This window comes from Microcoleus sp. A6-C6, from assembly GCF_036705955.1.
GTDB lineage: Bacteria > Cyanobacteriota > Cyanobacteriia > Cyanobacteriales > Microcoleaceae > Microcoleus.
In genome coordinates, this window is sequence record NZ_JAUBVR010000008.1 from 1 (window position 1) to 16838 (window position 16838).

Here is a 16838-nt window from a genome sequence, read left to right on the forward strand (position 1 = left end):
CAATGTCCGAAGCAATAGCTGGAGTCACTGAGAAGCCTACGCCATACTGTACTCAGTTGGCGTAGGAGTATGTCACTAACTGATACCCAACAGGAATTAGAGCCAGAAGAGCGGGAGTTAATTATGGCGATAGCACCACTTTTTCAAGAACAATTAGAAGCAGCGCAGCGACATGGAATAGAACAGGGGCTGGAACAGGGGCTGGAACAAGGCTTAGAAAGAGGACTAGAACAAGGCTTAGAAAGAGGCTTAGAAAGAGGACTAGAACAAGGCTTAGAAAGAGGACTAGAACAAGGTTTAGAAAGAGGTAGACAAGAACAAAAACGCTTAATCTTAGAAAATTTTCTGGTAGTTAGATTTGGAGAATTAACTCCAAAAATGACAGTTGTTTTATCTCCAATATCCAAGTTGCCTGCGGCGGAATTTACTGTGCTGTTGCTGGGATTGTCGATGTTGACAGTTGATGATGCAGGGCGGGAATCTGCGGTTAAATTGTTGGTGGAAAGTGTCTTGCAAGTACGATCGCCCGAATTGGGCGATCTTCTACCAGCAGCCGTCAATAATTTATTGGCATTGCCTCTGGCAGAATTGACATTGCTTGTAGAACAACTGCCCCAACTATCGGCTGATGAATTGAGGGAACGGTTAGGTAAAACACCTGACTAAAACCTGCGATCGCAGCCATCAAGGGCGATCGCAGCCATCAAGGGCGATCGCCCTTTATAGCATTTCCATAATTCTTCAATCAAATTCCTCGCTGCTGCCGATCGCATCGTTAACATGGAAGATGGAAAATTAGCCTAATTTTTAACTTCCCACAACTTCCCACAGAATAGACATCACCCATAACTCCCCCAATCTCAACTTATAGCTATCTCCAAAAACTCTTGTGGGGTAGGCATCCTGCCTGCCATTTACAGGCTTTTCACTGCGATGACTAATTGCTAACAACCAATCCTGGGCGGTAAATCCCTAAATTTTGCAGGTACATTTTTTCCAGTTTGGGTATCGACGAGTCCACTGAACCGCCAAAACGACGAAAAGAAGGCCAGATGTAGGCGAGTTTTCTGATGGCTGGCTCCAATCTACCCGCTTCTATATCTTCTAAAGCACCTTTTTCTCGGATCAACTCTACAGCTACAAAGTCTTGATTTTGAGGGCTGAAATCGGTGATGCTAAATTTTTTAGCAAATCTATCCCAAGTTGTGCTGAGAAACTGATACCGCCCCGCAGCGTCGGAACACAGCTTTTTGCCGTAGCGGCGGCCGCATCTCATTTCTCTGGGATGGTCGCTGAAACTGTCAAATTTGGTGCCGGTGTACTGGGTATGGTAGCCCTCGGAACCAGCAGTGCCTTCGGCTGTGGCAATGGTGTCGAGAAATGCTTTTACTCGATCGCGCTCAATGTTATCCTCTCCTTTGTCTGGTGAGTCGCCAGTTGGAACTTTCGGCAAGGCTTGGGGCGAAGTCCGAGAGCTTTCTGACGAGACAGTCACGCCTTTCGGAGGCGGCGAGATTTCTGCCGAGACAGTTTGTCCCCACAGTTTCGGGCTCATTCTACCCAAAAAAAAGCACGAACAAATGCACAAACTCCACCCCAGCCTCAAACGGAGGCGTTTGGAATGCTGGCTGCGCTGTCGCATCGGCCACCCGTGCAGGGGAATGGCTGCGGGTAAGATTCCTGTTTGCTGGCCGAAGGCGAACAGCGATTTCAAGGCTAGCAAGGTTTGTTTGTAGAAACGAGGTGGAAGTTTGCGAGCCCTCATCGCTGTGGCGAAAGTCTGGACATCTGTCAGAGTCACTTCTGCGAGCGGTTTTTCTACAAACCGCTGAAAACTGTTAGCCGTCTGCCAACTAAAACTCTTGCTGCGAGGGGATTTGCGATCGACCCACAGGCGAATTAGCTCGATGTCTGAAATGGGTTGCAGATAGCTTCCCAGATGTTCTGGTGCGTACAAGAGTACCTCCTGATATCACTTCTAGTTGAAGATTCCCAGTTAGAACGGATGATAGGAACAGGGATCGAGGGAAACTGGCTTCAACCATACTAAGTGATACTACTAAGCGCTCACGGGGTCAAGTTTCATCGCCGCTTTTTCGAGCAGTTGAGTGTAAAGTTGACCTAGTTGGGAGGCTACACCGTCCCAACTGAAATAGGTTTGGACGCGCACTCGGCCTGCTTGTCCGAGTTGCTGGCGCCATACTGAGTCAACTAACAGCCGATCGATCGCACTTGCAAACAGCGCTTCATTTTTCGGTGGCGCCAGTAAACCGGTTTGTCGCGGCACTACGGTATATTTCAGCCCTCCCACGTCGGAGACGACTACGGGCGTGCGGCAGGCCATCGCTTCAATGGCGACTAAACCGAAGGGTTCGTAATGGCTGGGAATGACGCAGACATCGGCGGCGGCGTAGTAGGCGGGGAGAATGTCTCGACTCAAGCCACCGGGAAAACTGGTAATGTCGCTTAAGCCTAATTCTTGAACTATGCTGCCGATCCGATCGCGCTCTTTACCGTCGCATTCGCCCTCACGCCAGCCGCCACCGATAATTAGTTTTAAATCGCCTTTGCCTCGCAGCGCTGACAGACTGACGGCGCGGACTAAGGTTTCGATGCCTTTGCGGTGGTCAAAACGGCCGACGTACAGCACGACTTTGGTTTCCGGTGCTATTCCCAACTGCTGGCGGGCGGCCGATCGCCCGATCGACCCAAACCGCTCAATCTCGGTACCGCAGGGAATGATCTCAATATTGCCTTTTGAGGACACCAGAGACCTCATGTGTTCTCTTTCTTGGGGACTGGTAGCCACTACGCGATCGGCTGTTTCCAGAAGTGTTTTTTCCACTTGCAGCCTGGTTTTGGCAATCATCGGAATTGTCGTAACCGACTTATATTTAACTGCTGCCAAAGAATGATAAGTGTGAACTTGTCGCAGGGGTTGGGATTTTTTCAACTCCATTCCCACCCAAGAAGACAGCCAGTAATTCGTGTGAACTAAGGGATATTGAAAGCCTGACTCTAACTGAAACTTCTGAAATTCGTGAACAAAAATCGGCAAATATCCGAAAAGTTCGTCGCGGGGAATAAATTCTTGTGGCCCTGCTACTAGCCGAATTGTCCGGCAATTGCGACTGTGCTGTACAATCCTTGCTTGTTGGCGATCGGACGATCGGGTGAACATATCAACTTGCCACCCCTGTTTCGCCAGAGCTTCTCCTACTTGACGCACGTAAACATTTTGCCCGCCCGCTTCTTCTTTGCCAATTTCCACAGCCGGATCGCCGTGTACCGAGATCAGGGCGATGCGTTTTTTTGTTAATGAAATCATGATTATTTACCAAAATTTTAAAAAAACTTGCAGATTGAAAGTGCTCTTTTGGCTACTACGTGAGGATTGCAAGGTTAAATCTAATTTTAATTAAAATCAAAATAGGCGATCGATAAATCATCCTTCAGGGATAACTTTCCGGGGGGAAATTGACAGCCGACTTCCTTCTGCTGACAGATACGTGCAACAGATCCAACTCTAGATAATCTAAATAGAAATGAACAAGGGTAAACTAAATTTCCCTGATTCGCGCCGGTGTCAAACTCGAACCTGCTTTCAGCTTGCTGTTCGAGGTGCTTCCGTCAGTCGAAGGTAGAATTGTTACCTTTCGGGAGAAATAGTTTGAGATGTAGAGAAATCAGAAGTAAATCTTCCTAAAGATAGAACTTTACAGGGCGATCGAAAAGAAAGCTAAATTACATTCAAAATTTTTCTTTCCTTGCGCCTTCTGGCTTATGTGTTACTGCATCTTTTTAATGTTAAGAATTGTTCCGATGTTTGCGCGTGGAGGATTCCTCATTTTCGTGCATGGTATTATTTCGCGAACTTCGCATTTTGGAGCCGTATCGATTAGCCCAAACTTGCGTAAACTCGGCGCCTAAGAAGAGAATTTGAGCGGAATAATTAATCCAAAGCAGGATAATCACGAACGATCCCGCAGCACCGTAGGTAGAGGCAATACCGCTACCTCCCAGGTAAATTCCAATTAGGGATTTGCCGATCGTAAACAGCACTGAAGTGATGGCGGCGCCGATCCACACATCATTCCAAGCAAGATCGACATCGGGCAAAAGTTTGTAAATCAAGGCAAACAGCAGCGTAACTACACCAAAGGAGATAGCAAAGTCCACAATCTGCCAAATACCGACTGGCAACTGTAGCAAGCCGTTCAACCAATAACTGACTGCTGCTAAAACGGCGCTAATTACTAAAGATACTAGCAGTAAAAAGCCTATGCCCAAAATCATTGCAAAAGACAATACGCGGTCTTGCAAAAAGCCCCAGATGCCACGTCCGGGAGGCGGTGAAACATTCCAAATAGTATTGAGGGCTTCTTTAAGATTAGTAAATACGTTGGAAGCGCCCCACAAAAGTGTAGCGACGCCGACTAAAGTAGCAATCATTCCCGACTTGGGTTCGGAGGCTTTGAGGATCAATTCTTGGACGGTTTGGGCGCCATCTTTGCCGATTAGACTTTGGAGTTGGGTGACGATTTGACCTTGGGCTGCGTCTGCACCAAAGACTAAACCCGCGATCGCAATTACGATAATTAGCAGCGGAGCGAGGGAGAAGACTGTGTAATAGGCTAGGGCGGCGGCTAGGGTGGGTGCTTTATCTTTTTGCCATTGAGTAAAAGTTTCTTTGAGCAGCGATATGACTGTCTTTAAGTTCACGACCTTTGGTTTCCTTATACTTATGCTTTACCAAGGGATTATAATAGTTTAGGAGTTTTTCAGCCTCAGCCACAAGATAGATTTATCGATTAGCAAACTCAGAAAATTACTATGATGTCAGATTCCAACACAACTGTTAACAGCACCGATGCACAAGTGTCAAAAAAATCAGTGTCCTGGGCAAAACTGAGCACATTAGTAGCGGTGGCAAACTTCTTGCTGGTGATTTTTCATTTCAGTTACCTTCAGTTGCGCCCTATTTATCAGAGCTATTTGCCGGGTATAGTTAAAATTTACGACCCGATTAAAGGTATTAATTCTAGTTTGCCAAATCCCGAATCTTTGCCAAATGCTGACCAGTTTTGGCGAATTGATGCGTGGTTTATCGCCTTTTTTTGGGCGGAATTTTTGATTAAAAGTCTGTTCCACACCCGCCGCAAACCGGGGGTAAGTTGGTCTAATTTTGTGCTGAGGCGCTGGTACGAGGTGTTTCTGTTGATTCCGATTTGGTACGGGTGGCGGATTCTGCCTGTGTTGGTGCGCCTCCACAAGTCGGGTTTGGTGAATCTCGATCGCGCCATTGCTCAAATTACCTACGAACCGGTGGCTTATTTAGCCGATACGATGTCGGAATACATGATGGTGCGGTTTATCAATCAAGCTCAAAGTTCGATCGAACAAGGCGACGCAGCGCGGGTACTGCTGGAACCGCAGCAGACCTACCTTCACGTCAATCAGGAAAATACGATCGAACAAATTACCAACCGGATTTTGGAACTGACAATTTACAAAGTTTTGCCGCAGGTGCAACCGGGTTTGGAAGAATTGCTGCACCACAATCTGGAAACAACCATCAAACAATCGGATTTTTATCAACTCCTGCAAACTTTCTCGCCGATTAATATTCTGCCTAAGGAAATGACCGAACAGCTAGCGAATTATTTAGCTCAAACTGCGGTTGATGTGGTAGCAACTACTTACGAAGATGATAAAGGGCGAAAAATTATTGATAATTTCAGCCAAGAATTCAATCAAAGTTTGCGGCGGGAATTGCAAGATGAAAAAACTCTCGGGGAATTGCAGTCGCTGCTGTCGGATTTGTTAGAAGAAGTGAAGTTGAATTACATTCAAGGCGGGTTGAAGTCCGATCCGGAGGAGACTTTTACGGAAATTGATTCGCTGCGGGAGGTAACGGAGAGTTGAGACAGCAATTAGTTCTGGTTTTGTGAATTGGATTGTTTTTTTTAGGAACCGCCAAGGAGAACAGGCGTCCCGTCTGTTCCACTCAGCTAGATAAGGTGACGCGCATCTAATTTTAACAATTCTGTTGCTTAAAACTCCTGTGGGATGGACTTCTAGTCCGTCCATAAAAATAATTTTTCATGCAGAATAGCTTAAGAGAAGACAAAGAGTTCATAACTTGTACGGTAAGGTGCGCATTGCGCACCCTACGAATACGGGTAGTGCGGATATCCGATATGTGAGGCAGTCAATCTATCTGAATCGACAGCTAAAATAAACGTATTAGTCAAAAATATCTATCGTATTATTTATCTATTTTGAACAACCTTGCTTGCCTGGAAATAGAAGTCGCCCAAACACTGCTGAGATTAGCAATGTTACTGGGCTTAACACTTTTAATCGCGTTTTTTGTGGCGGCAGAATTAGCATTAGTATCAGCCGATCGCCATCAAATCCGCCAACTTGCTCACTTGCGCGATCGCCCAACCGCCCAAACCGCCGAACTCGTCCACCAAGCGCAGAAGAACATACCGCATTACCTGTCGGTGACTCAAACAGGCACAACGGCAGGGAGCTTGCTGTTAGGTTGGTTGGGCGAGAGTGCGACTGTACACTGGATCGAGCCGTGGATCGACAAATTGCCGATCGGTCATTTACCCGCCATGTTGAGCGCTCATTCGATCGCAATTCCCGCAGCTTTTATCTTAGTAACTTACGTCGAGATAGTATTAGGAGAACTCATCCCCAAAGTATTAGCAACCCACGCCCCAGAACGCACCGCTTTGCTGCTAATGCCCGCCCTAGAAATCTGCTCAAAAATACTGTGGCCGCTGCTAGCAATTCTCAACGGTACTGTGCGGCTGCTGACAGATGGGATTACCAGTAAAAAGTCCGAACCGCTGCTGTCACCTTCCGAAGCAACAATCGTGGAAAAAGATGCTCATTCAGCACTAATTTCAGGCGTCTGGGAAGTAACAGCAGTTAACGAAAAACTCGGATTAAACCTGCCGACCAACCAAGCTTACCAAACAATCGCCGGATTTGTGATACACACTTTGGGTAAAATGCCCGCTCAGGGCGATCGATTCTTGTGGGGCGAATTAGAAATAGAAGCAGCAAACGTAATAGAAGGCAGCTTAGAAACAGTCCTCCTGCGCCAAGTAACACGCCCCTTATTTGAGCCACAACATCCAGAACTCGTCTTGAATTGAATAGACTTGAATTGCAAAAATAACTAGGACGGGCTAGAAGCCCATCCCACAAGAAAAAAACATTGTGGGGTGGGCTTCTAGCCCGCCCGAAATTTTAATTAACCTGAGATTTGAGACTAACAACTAATCCCAAATCTCAAAAAGTGCGACCTCAATCACCCAACAGCCACCTTAACCGGACCCCCAACAAACTGCTCATAATCCTCAAACAACCACTCAGGCAAACAACTATTCGCATCCTGAACTTGCAACTGCCCAGCACGACAAAACAGCATCGCCGCCAACAAATTATGTACAGCCTTAGGCGTTCCAAACCCCTTACTCAACTCAGCAACCAACGAATTAAAAAACGCGCGTTCACTCTCATTCAGCGGCTCATTAATAAACCCGCTGCCGAGCATTGCTTTGTAACCCTTGCCAAAATCACTCCGATACAAAAGTTCCACTTGCTCGGCAGAAAGACTCAGCCACAAATCAGCAATTTGCTTGCGAATTTGCCGCAAATCTACTATTACCATTTCTGCTGTCGGATCAATTTCATAAAGATTCACGGCAGCATTTAATTGATTGAGAAACTGCGGCAAATAATCTTGGTTGACAATGGTTTGTTCTGTTGCCAGAAATGCGCTCTCAAACACCTTTTCGTAATCCTCAATCAACCACTGCGGCAAGCGGGTGCGAGCGTCGGGAACCCGCATTTTTCCAGGGAAAAAATACAACATTCCACCCAGCAAAGCATTGATAGCTTGAGAATGCACTAACCCTTTGCTAGTTTCGGTCAATTGCTGCAAAAACTTCTGTTCGGCTTCAGTCATTGATTCTGCTTGCAAGCCGCAGCTAAGTATTGCTTGATATCCTTTGCGAACTTCGCCTCGGTAAAAAGTTTCGAGTTTGTCTGAAGGGACATTCTGCCAAAAATCAGCCAGTTGTTTGCGGATTTGGCGGAGTTCCAAAACTACCGATTCGTCAGACGAATCAATGCGGTAAAGATTGACGCATCCTAACAGTTGATTCGCAAATTGTGGGGATTGAATGTATTGAGCTAGCAAGTCAGAACTTGAATCAGACTTGACGGCGGATTCAGTCTCAAAAACTTGTTCATAATCCCCAATTAACCAGTGTGGCAAGCGGTTGCGAGCGTCGGGAATGCGCATGGTTCCCGGTGGGAAATACAGCATCGCCGCCAGCAAGGCATTGACAGCTTTGGGATGCACTAATCCTTTGCTAATCTGCGTTAATTGCTGCAAAATTATTTGTTCGCTTTCCATCATGGCTTGATGTTGAAAGCCGCTAGTCAGCAGAATTTGATAGCTTTTACCGGGCGCACTTTTATAGGTTGCTTCCAGATTTTCGGCGGGAATGTTCAGCCAAAAATCAGCGATTTGTTTGCGGATTTGACGCAGTTCGGATATTGCTGAGATGTTTGATGAGTTTCTTTGGTAAAGCTGGACGTTATTTGAGAGAATCTCGCTCAAATCTGGCTGCTTGGGAATGCTAGCCTGCAAGCTGCGCGAGGCTTCTAGGTGGCTGCTTTGCCAGTTGCTAAAGAGCTCTTGGAATAATTTTGCGATCGCCCCTGAATATGCAACACTGTCAAAACAGGGGGGATTGGCTTGCATTTTTTGCTGAATTTCCTGCCGTTTTTGCTGGCGCAGTTGTGGGTTAGTGCCGAGGGTAACGGCTAGCTGAATGTAGGATGCTTCGTCATGGGCGATTAAATCTGGCATCAAGAGCGATCGTACCACAGCCGCTCCCATGCGCGATCGTAAAGTATCACCATCCCGAACAACAGTTGGCAATCCAACCTCCAGCGGATCAACCAGAGAAGTAGTCCCCGCATAGGGATAAGAATCCAAATAAACATCACCCAACTTCAAAACTTCCTTAACATCCGCACGATTAGGAAAAGCCTTCAACACCCGCAAACGCTGACTCTCAACCCCATACTTAGCCAAAACCCCTTGCAGATTATTCACAAAAGCCGCCCCTGGATAATAATTAGTCCAGCTAGGGCCAAAAGGCATTAAAAACAGCAGAGAATTAGGAACAGCCGCCAGAATTTTTGCCCAAGTTTCCCTTAACTCCGGCACCAACTTATACAAATTCGCACTCGAAATAAACACAACCGATTCCTCAGAAATGCCAAGGCTATGTCTGTTGAGTTGAATATTAGGAGTATAAGGTTCGAGGGTATAGCTAAAACAGCAGCCAGGCCCGTCAATAGTTGCTAATTGCTCGCGATAATGCGCGCCTCCCTCAAGTGTCGGTTCCATCAACTTGCCAGCAATATAATAGTCAATGTGGCGCATTCCCGTCGTCACAGGAGAATTAAAACAAGTAGTTTGTACCCGCGCCAATCGATGCAGCGCTAGTAAACTAATGGGATGAGTGACAGCAGTAATATTCGTAGCAATCAGCAGAATATCTAAGTCATCAGCGCGGATTTCCTGAACTTGACTTTGCAAATTACTCGACAGTTGCACCAGTCTGTCAGCGCGACTCTGGCAATACTGTTCTAGTTTATTGCCATCCAGATTTAGAGCGTACAAAATAATTTCAAACTGCTCTCTGTTCAGATATTCAAAAGCAGGCAAAGTGGCGAAAGTTTCCGTCATCGCCCCGAAATGCTTAGTCAGAACTCCGACCCGAATTTTCTGTCTGTTTGCAGACCTTGCAGGAAAAATGCAATCAATGGCAGCACCGCGATTTTTCATCGCAAATTCAATAATATCTGCCCGCTTCGTGTAGATATCTTTGAGATTTTCACTATTGAAGTATAGAGGGATAAAGTTAGCACTTTGAGTAAAAAACCAGGCAATTTCCTGCCAAACTTGTGAATTTTGGTTTTGGAATATATTGCGGTGTACGTAACTAACCCATCCCTGCACGTAGTGGCAATAATTGTCAGCCTCTCCTAGTTCTTGAAATAGCGTCGGCGCCGCAAACATAAATTTGAGATAGTCGTTGACAAACCAATTGGGTATAGCTGCGTTTTCATACTTCAGCAACAACTGGTCAGCCCGACGGTAAAGAGCGGCTGCTAGTAAGTAGTTAACATCTTTGAGAGTTTTAATTCCCTGGGATATATGTGCTGCTAGTTGAGCTATCAAACTCTGTTCGGCATCTGTTAGTGCTTCATATTTGATAGTGCTGTTGAGCAGCATTTGATGTGCCTTACCTGCATCGCCGGAGTAGGCAGTTTCTAGTTTTTCTGCGGGTAGATTCACCAAATAATCGGCAAGTTGTCGGCGGCAGTCGCGGATGTTAGCCAAAGCAACTTGATTAGTTTGGTCTTTTTGGTAATCTCCCAAGTATTGAGGAAGGGAAGCTAAGAATTGTTCTGGTTTAATAACTTGAGCTAATTCATCAGCAATCAAGTTGCCGTGTTGCTGCAAAATTTGTTCTGACCAACGAACTTCTTCGGGTTTATAAAGTTGAGAGTGTAGGCGAACAATTGTAGCTCTCATCAAGTCTAATTTTGGGCGTTCTCCCGCCATTTTTTGGGTTCTGCTAGAGCCGTCGCCATGTTGCCTATAGTACAGGTAAGGCTGAGGTAATCGATCGCCTAACCAGCCTTTTTCATAGGCAGAAATCCAAAATTCCCAATCTTCGCATCCCAGCTTCATCACTTTTTTCAAGCCGCCTACTTGCTCGTAAATTTCCCTTCTAAATAGGGAAGTAGCGGGGGCTTGATTGTCTCTCAAAAATTTATTGGGTTCAAAGTCGCCGTGGTTGACTAAATCGCAGTTTGCCCCGAAGTGCTGCACATCTGTATAGACAAAGCCCACATTCGGTTTTGCTGATAAAACTTCAACGCACTCCTCTATAAATTTGGGATGAATTTTATCATCAGCATCCAGGAATAAAATCAATTTTCCTGACGATTGCTGCACGCCAACATTTCTCGAATCAGCGGGCCCTGTGTTGGGTTTGTCGATCAGGCGCAGCGCTTTTTGAGGATACAATTGAATTAAATAGTTTGCGAAGTTGCTGGTATCATCGGTGCTACCGTCGTTAACAATTATGCACTCCCAATTTTGATAGGTTTGATTGACAACGCTTTCTACAGCTTCTCTGAGTAGATTTGCGTGGTTGTAGCAGGGGATGATGATGCTGACGAGTGCTGGTTCGGATGTGCGGTAGGGCATGGCGTTTAGCTGTGACGGAGAGATAGCAACGGGGACGGTAGTGGCGGGTTTGATACCTCGGCGGATGATGCCGTATTCATCCCATATCTTAAGCGTTTCTTGTTGCGATCGCCCTGAACCATATTCTAAACCTTGTTCGTTGTGGTAGTAAAGCCCGATCGCTTCCGGGATGCGGCACATATTTTCTGTTTTGCCAATCCGCAGCCAAAATTCGTAATCCCCAGCCGCAGTCAATTCTGCTCGGAAATAGCCATGTTTTTCGTGCAGAGATTTTCTCCACATCGGCTGAGAGCCCGTAATGCAGCGCTTTTCCAGTTCCCCATAGGAAAATTCCGGCCAATTCCACCGCGTTTTAGATTGCGTCGCCGCCCAAGTATCATTAACAACATTCGTAATTAATTGATCGCCGTAAACCAGAGCGGTTTCTGGTTGCAAGTCCAAAGAATTAGCCATAATTTCCAATGCGTCGGGGCGGTGTCTGTCGTCGGCGTTCGCATTAGTAATGTATCGGCCTCTCGACATCTGGATGCCTCTATTCCAAGCCGCATAAATCGTTTCTCGCTCTGGTATCCGGCAGTAAATTATGTTAGGATATTTTCCTTGAAACTCCCGAAATACTGCTCCTTCATTCTGTTGGGAATTGCTGTCAATGACAATGATTTCCAGTGCGCCTTTTTGGTACAGGGTTTGGTTTATCAGGTCTTCCAGACATCCGCGAATAAAGTTTTCTGAGTTGTAAGTAGAAACTATGGCGGATACTTTTAATGAATCTGAAACTTGAGCAGTGACATCTTTTGTTTCATATTGAATTTTTGGCGTCTGTTTGTCAATTAAAGTCATGAATTGAACTGCAACATTCGTCAGTTCGCTTTGCAAACGGCTATTTTCATTCGCCAGCAGTTGTTCAAATTGGCGCGACAAATTTAGATCGAAAAACTGCGTGAAGTGAATTCCTTTTGTTTGCCAAAAGTTGTTGATGTAATTGACATGATGTTTGATATGATAGGCAACTGGACTAGCAAGATATTTCAGATTGAGATTTTTCTGATGAGCGGTAAGCGGTATCCACAAATCCCACCAGGGAAGACCTAAACTAAATTGGGAAGTTGGAAACTGTTCTAACAGTTGTTTGTCAAAGAAGAAGAAATCAAATCCCTGAGCGTAAACTTTCCCCTCTGTGTTTTCAGATGTCTCGACATCGACTCGCGAACCGAAAACTATGGAATTTTCCGCTTCTTTGCAGATTAAGGCGAGAAAATCGTTACCAGCTTTCAGGCTAATGTCTGAGTTGACTATGCCGCAAATTTTTGTAGGGCGATCGCGCAAATATGCAAATATATCATCAAGATACACTAGCGGTCTTCCCGCCTCGACCCGTGCATCGCGGTTGACAGCCTGAAAAGTAACATTGGCATAGATGGGCTGTAGTTGGCTAATTTCTTCAGGGCTATTGAGCGAAACAGGCGAAAATCCCAGAGTTCGCCAGCTTTCAACAGCAGCCCGCTGATTCTCAATATTTCCCGGTGCTATGCTGGTTACGATGATGGTATTGTCGATCGCACTTACAGACAAGCCACTCGAACTCAAATTACCCGCATCTTGACTCGGAAGTGGTTTTTTGACATAAAAAGCATCTCCCCAAGATGGATGGGAAGGATGGGCCATCGCTACTCGTTGAAACCCGTAGGATGAGAGGAAATCATCAATTTGGTCAATTAACGCGCACCCTTCATAAAGTTCTTCGCGATTAACTTCTGTGATAATTGCGTCTATATATTTCAAAGTCTCGACTGCGCCTTGAAATGCTAAAAGTTCTGCCCCTTGAATATCAATATTAATGATATTAAAGTCAGGGGGAGTGAACTGGCTTTGTTCCATCAGCGAGTCAAGAGTTTTCGAGATGACGGTAACTTGATTTACCTCTACCATTCCGGGGTAAATATCTTTATGTAGCTTCAGGGGCAGAATGCTGCTGCTCATATCGTGGGAATTTACGCGCAGATTGACTGTGCCATTTTCGTTGCTGACAGCGCAATTTGCCGCCCACACATTAGGAAGTCCAGCTATATTCTGTTTCAATCTTTCAAAGACAGAAGGGTTAGCCTCTATGAACAGCACTTTTGGCACGCCCATCGCTTGATATTCCTTCATTTCTTGCCCTTCATGGGCTCCGATGTGAATCAGGCCGCGCGGGGTAATCGAGTGTTCCTGACAAAGTTTCTGTAAGTTGAGATATCCTTTTGTTGCTATCACTTCATTGCTGCTATTTTTAGCTATTCCGCTACCAGAAGTATGATGCTGATTTGCCTCGAATTTAGCATAAATATCTCCCCACAGTAAGGAGTCATTGCTAGATTCTAGGTACTTGACAAGGCGTTCCTCGGAAACCCATTCAGGAAATACTAAATTAGTTTGTTCGCCATTGGCAAAATTGAAAAGCTTATATCCGAGAGTTTTCAGGTGGTTTATGCACTTTTTTGTATCGTCAATAAATTCTATGGCAAACTCAAATGATATATAAGGAATTGGTGTAGATAGTCCCTTTAATACTTGATACTCGAAGCCTTCTACATCTATTTTACAAAAATGTGGTCGTCCCCACACTTCGATCATCTCATCTAAGGTAGTAACTTCTACGCTAACAGTTTCATTCCATTGGTAGTTAGCAAAACGTCCGGTTTGCCATTTTTTAGAAAAAGTTGATATGTAATTCGCATCATTACATACTGAAAGCTCCATCGTTCCCGCTTGTTCCGCCAACCCCTTATTAACGATGGCGATATTTTGATTATTCTGGTATTTTTCGGTCAGGATGTTGACACAATTTGGCTGTGGTTCAAAGCATATTACTTTCGCCCCAGCGGCAGCATAGACATCAGCTTTTTGCCCTATATTTGCCCCCACATCAAAAACAAGCTCTCCAGGTTGAACAAAGTTACGAATAAAATCTATTGCCATTGATGATTTAATTGCCATTGTTTTAAATTCCTTTTTTATTGCTGCAACATGAAAGTCAAAAGTCAGAGTTTAGTTGAATGATTATTCAGGAGTTTTAACCTTTTACAGGATATTTTAGAGGATGCCGAAGGTCTGTGGCTTAACTTTTTTGAGTGATTTCCTATATATATAGGTAAACAGCCGATCGCGATCCTGTAACTCCAAAACTTCTTCATAGTTATAGGCCAAGTCGGCTGCCAAAACAGCACAGTCAGCGATCGCCTGTGATGCACTTGACAAAAATTACTTTATAGTGTAATCAAAAATTTACCTTTTGCGAGGAAAGCATTTCATCACCTGACGCAGTAAAGCCACGTTCGGTTTCCACCATGCAAGCAAGATCGCCCTATAGGGCGATCTTGCAGGCCGCAAACAAGTTACAATTACGTTAAGATTGATGAACATAAATAAAAAATCCCGAACTGTAGGGACTAAATAATTAGGAGGATCGACCTCGGTGAATAAACGGTGGAGAAACGCTGGACTGTACGCACTGCTGGCTATTGTAGTCATTGCCCTAGCAACCGCATTTTTTGACAAACAGCCCCCAAGTAGGGAAGTTTGGAAGTACAGCCAATTCATTCAGGAAGTCGAAGGCAAGAGAGTAGACAAAATAAATATCAGTTCCGATCGCAGCAAAGCCCTCGTAACGGCTCAAGACGGCAACAAGGTACTCGTCAACCTGCCGAATGACCCCGAACTGATCAACATCCTGACCAAAAACAACGTAGACATTTCAGTTCTGCCCCAAAACGACGAAGGCTTCTGGGTAAAAGCCCTCAGCAGCCTGTTCTTCCCGATCCTGCTCTTGGTAGGACTGTTTTTCCTGGTGCGGCGCGCCCAAAACGGGCCCGGAAACCAAGCCATGAACTTCGGCAAATCCAAAGCTAGAGTTCAAATGGAACCTCAAACTCAGGTGACATTCGGAGACGTAGCCGGCATCGAACAAGCCAAGCTAGAACTCGCCGAAGTCGTAGACTTCCTGAAAAATGCCGATCGCTTCACCGCAGTCGGAGCAAAAATCCCCAAAGGCGTACTGCTAGTGGGCCCTCCCGGAACAGGCAAAACCTTGCTCGCCAAGGCAGTTGCTGGAGAAGCAGGCGTTCCCTTCTTCTCGATTTCCGGTTCAGAATTTGTCGAAATGTTCGTGGGTGTCGGTGCTTCCCGCGTCCGCGACTTGTTTGAACAAGCTAAAACTAACGCTCCTTGCATCGTATTTATCGATGAAATTGACGCGGTAGGCCGCCAGCGGGGAGCTGGTTTGGGCGGTGGTAACGACGAACGGGAACAAACCCTGAACCAGTTGCTGACGGAAATGGACGGTTTTGAGGGCAATACAGGAATCATTTTGATTGCTGCTACAAACCGCCCCGACGTGCTGGATGCTGCGCTGCTGCGTCCGGGCCGTTTCGATCGCCAAGTTGTGGTCGATCGTCCCGATTTCTCCGGCCGCCTGGAAATTCTCAACGTTCACGCCCGCGGCAAAACTTTGTCGAAAGACGTGGACTTGGAAAAAATCGCCCGCCGGACACCCGGTTTCACAGGTGCCGATTTGGCTAACCTGCTGAATGAATCGGCAATTTTGGCCGCCCGTCGCAACTTGACCGAAGTCTCTATGGATGAAGTCAACGATGCGATCGATCGTGTGCTGGCCGGCCCAGAAAAGAAAGACCGCGTGATGAGCGAAAAGCGCAAAACTTTGGTAGCTTACCACGAAGCCGGTCACGCTTTAGTTGGTGCTTTGATGCCCGACTACGACCCCGTGCAGAAAATTAGCATTATCCCCCGCGGCCGCGCTGGCGGTTTGACTTGGTTCACACCAAGCGAAGATCGGATGGATTCTGGCTTGTATTCTCGCTCTTACTTGCAAAATCAAATGGCGGTAGCTTTGGGTGGCCGCATTGCTGAAGAGATTGTCTTCGGCGAGGAAGAAGTCACGACTGGCGCTTCCAATGACTTGCAACAAGTGGCAAGAGTAGCACGGCAAATGGTAACTCGCTTCGGTATGAGCGATCGGCTAGGCCCTGTAGCTCTCGGTCGCCAACAAGGGAATATGTTCATGGGTCGCGATATCATGGCCGAACGCGATTTCTCCGAAGAAACCGCAGCCACAATCGACGATGAAGTGCGTTTGTTGGTAGAGCAAGCTTATCTGCGCGCTAAAGAGGTACTGGTTGGCAATCGCCACGTTCTGAACGCTTTAGCAGAGATGCTAGTTGATAAGGAAACTGTGGATGCTGATGAATTGCAAAATTTGTTGGCCAACAGCGATGTCAAGATGGCGACAATTGCCTAATTAATTTTAGGTTTTAGATTTGAGATTTTAGGTTGAATCTAAAGTTTGAAATCTGTAATTGGGGTGGTTCTAGGATAATCTGGAATCGCCCCGATTTTTTTGTGTCGCGGGCTGTTTCAGATCAAATCCGCTGACATTGGAATTATACCAGAGTGCGATCGTCCCGATCGCGAGGAGATCGCGAGTGATCTGGCGATCGCACTGTATCATTTGTATGTAACC

At 46.0% G+C, this 16838-nt stretch carries 9 protein-coding genes; 4 read left to right on the forward strand and 5 right to left on the reverse strand.

Going from position 1 to position 16838, the window contains the following annotated elements; translation table 11 throughout:
- Positions 1 to 69: 69 nt before the first annotated feature.
- Complete coding sequence (locus QUB52_RS05295; RefSeq protein WP_332974528.1) at positions 70 to 666, forward strand: hypothetical protein; 597 nt, start codon at positions 70 to 72, stop codon at positions 664 to 666.
- A 271-nt stretch (positions 667 to 937) separates the two neighbouring features.
- Here QUB52_RS05295 and QUB52_RS05300 read toward each other — a convergent pair whose 3' ends face one another.
- The 3 genes from QUB52_RS05300 to QUB52_RS05310 all read right to left on the reverse strand — a co-directional run bounded on the left by QUB52_RS05300 (position 938) and on the right by QUB52_RS05310 (position 4722).
- A complete protein-coding gene (locus tag QUB52_RS05300) occupies positions 938 to 1957 on the reverse strand; it encodes a glycoside hydrolase family 24 protein (protein WP_265237799.1) in 1020 nt (339 codons plus the stop codon).
- A 102-nt stretch (positions 1958 to 2059) separates the two neighbouring features.
- Positions 2060 to 3328 carry a glycosyltransferase gene (locus QUB52_RS05305; RefSeq protein ID WP_265237798.1) on the reverse strand — a complete coding sequence of 423 codons (1269 nt, stop codon included), beginning with the start codon at positions 3326 to 3328 and terminating at the stop codon, positions 2060 to 2062.
- A gap of 479 nt (positions 3329 to 3807) precedes the next feature.
- Positions 3808 to 4722 (reverse strand): YihY/virulence factor BrkB family protein, encoded by a 915-nt coding sequence (locus QUB52_RS05310; protein WP_265237796.1) that lies wholly within the window; start codon positions 4720 to 4722, stop codon positions 3808 to 3810.
- 111 nt (positions 4723 to 4833) lie between these two features.
- On the opposite strand from QUB52_RS05310, the gene QUB52_RS05315 reads away from it, so the two are divergent.
- Together QUB52_RS05315 and QUB52_RS05320 are read left to right on the forward strand one after the other, a co-directional pair.
- Positions 4834 to 5925, forward strand: coding sequence for a hypothetical protein (locus QUB52_RS05315; RefSeq protein ID WP_332974529.1), 1092 nt, complete (start codon positions 4834 to 4836; stop codon positions 5923 to 5925).
- Between the two features lie 413 nt (positions 5926 to 6338).
- Entirely contained in the window at positions 6339 to 7175 is an 837-nt protein-coding gene (locus tag QUB52_RS05320) for a CNNM domain-containing protein (protein WP_265237793.1), read from the forward strand.
- A gap of 155 nt (positions 7176 to 7330) precedes the next feature.
- Here the strand turns inward: QUB52_RS05320 and QUB52_RS05325 are convergent, their stop codons facing one another.
- Together QUB52_RS05325 and QUB52_RS05330 are read right to left on the reverse strand one after the other, a co-directional pair.
- Positions 7331 to 14299 (reverse strand): FkbM family methyltransferase, encoded by a 6969-nt coding sequence (locus QUB52_RS05325; protein ID WP_332974530.1) that lies wholly within the window; start codon positions 14297 to 14299, stop codon positions 7331 to 7333.
- 96 nt (positions 14300 to 14395) lie between these two features.
- Entirely contained in the window at positions 14396 to 14560 is a 165-nt protein-coding gene (locus QUB52_RS05330; protein ID WP_332974532.1) for a hypothetical protein, read from the reverse strand.
- Positions 14561 to 14777: 217 nt separating this feature from the next.
- On the opposite strand from QUB52_RS05330, the gene ftsH3 reads away from it, so the two are divergent.
- Entirely contained in the window at positions 14778 to 16616 is a 1839-nt protein-coding gene (ftsH3, locus tag QUB52_RS05335) for an ATP-dependent zinc metalloprotease FtsH3 (protein WP_332974533.1), read from the forward strand.
- Positions 16617 to 16838: the final 222 nt, after the last annotated feature.

Excerpts from the sequence above, each read along its gene's own strand:
- QUB52_RS05320 (WP_265237793.1), top strand. The coding sequence starts at position 6,339 with ATGTTACTGGGCTTAACACTTTTAATCGCGTTTTTTGTGGCGGCAGAA.
- QUB52_RS05315 (WP_332974529.1), top strand. The coding sequence starts at position 4,834 with ATGATGTCAGATTCCAACACAACTGTTAACAGCACCGATGCACAAGTG.
- QUB52_RS05305 (WP_265237798.1), bottom strand. The coding sequence starts at position 3,328 with ATGATTTCATTAACAAAAAAACGCATCGCCCTGATCTCGGTACACGGC.
- QUB52_RS05325 (WP_332974530.1), bottom strand. The coding sequence starts at position 14,299 with ATGGCAATTAAATCATCAATGGCAATAGATTTTATTCGTAACTTTGTT.
- QUB52_RS05295 (WP_332974528.1), top strand. The coding sequence starts at position 70 with ATGTCACTAACTGATACCCAACAGGAATTAGAGCCAGAAGAGCGGGAG.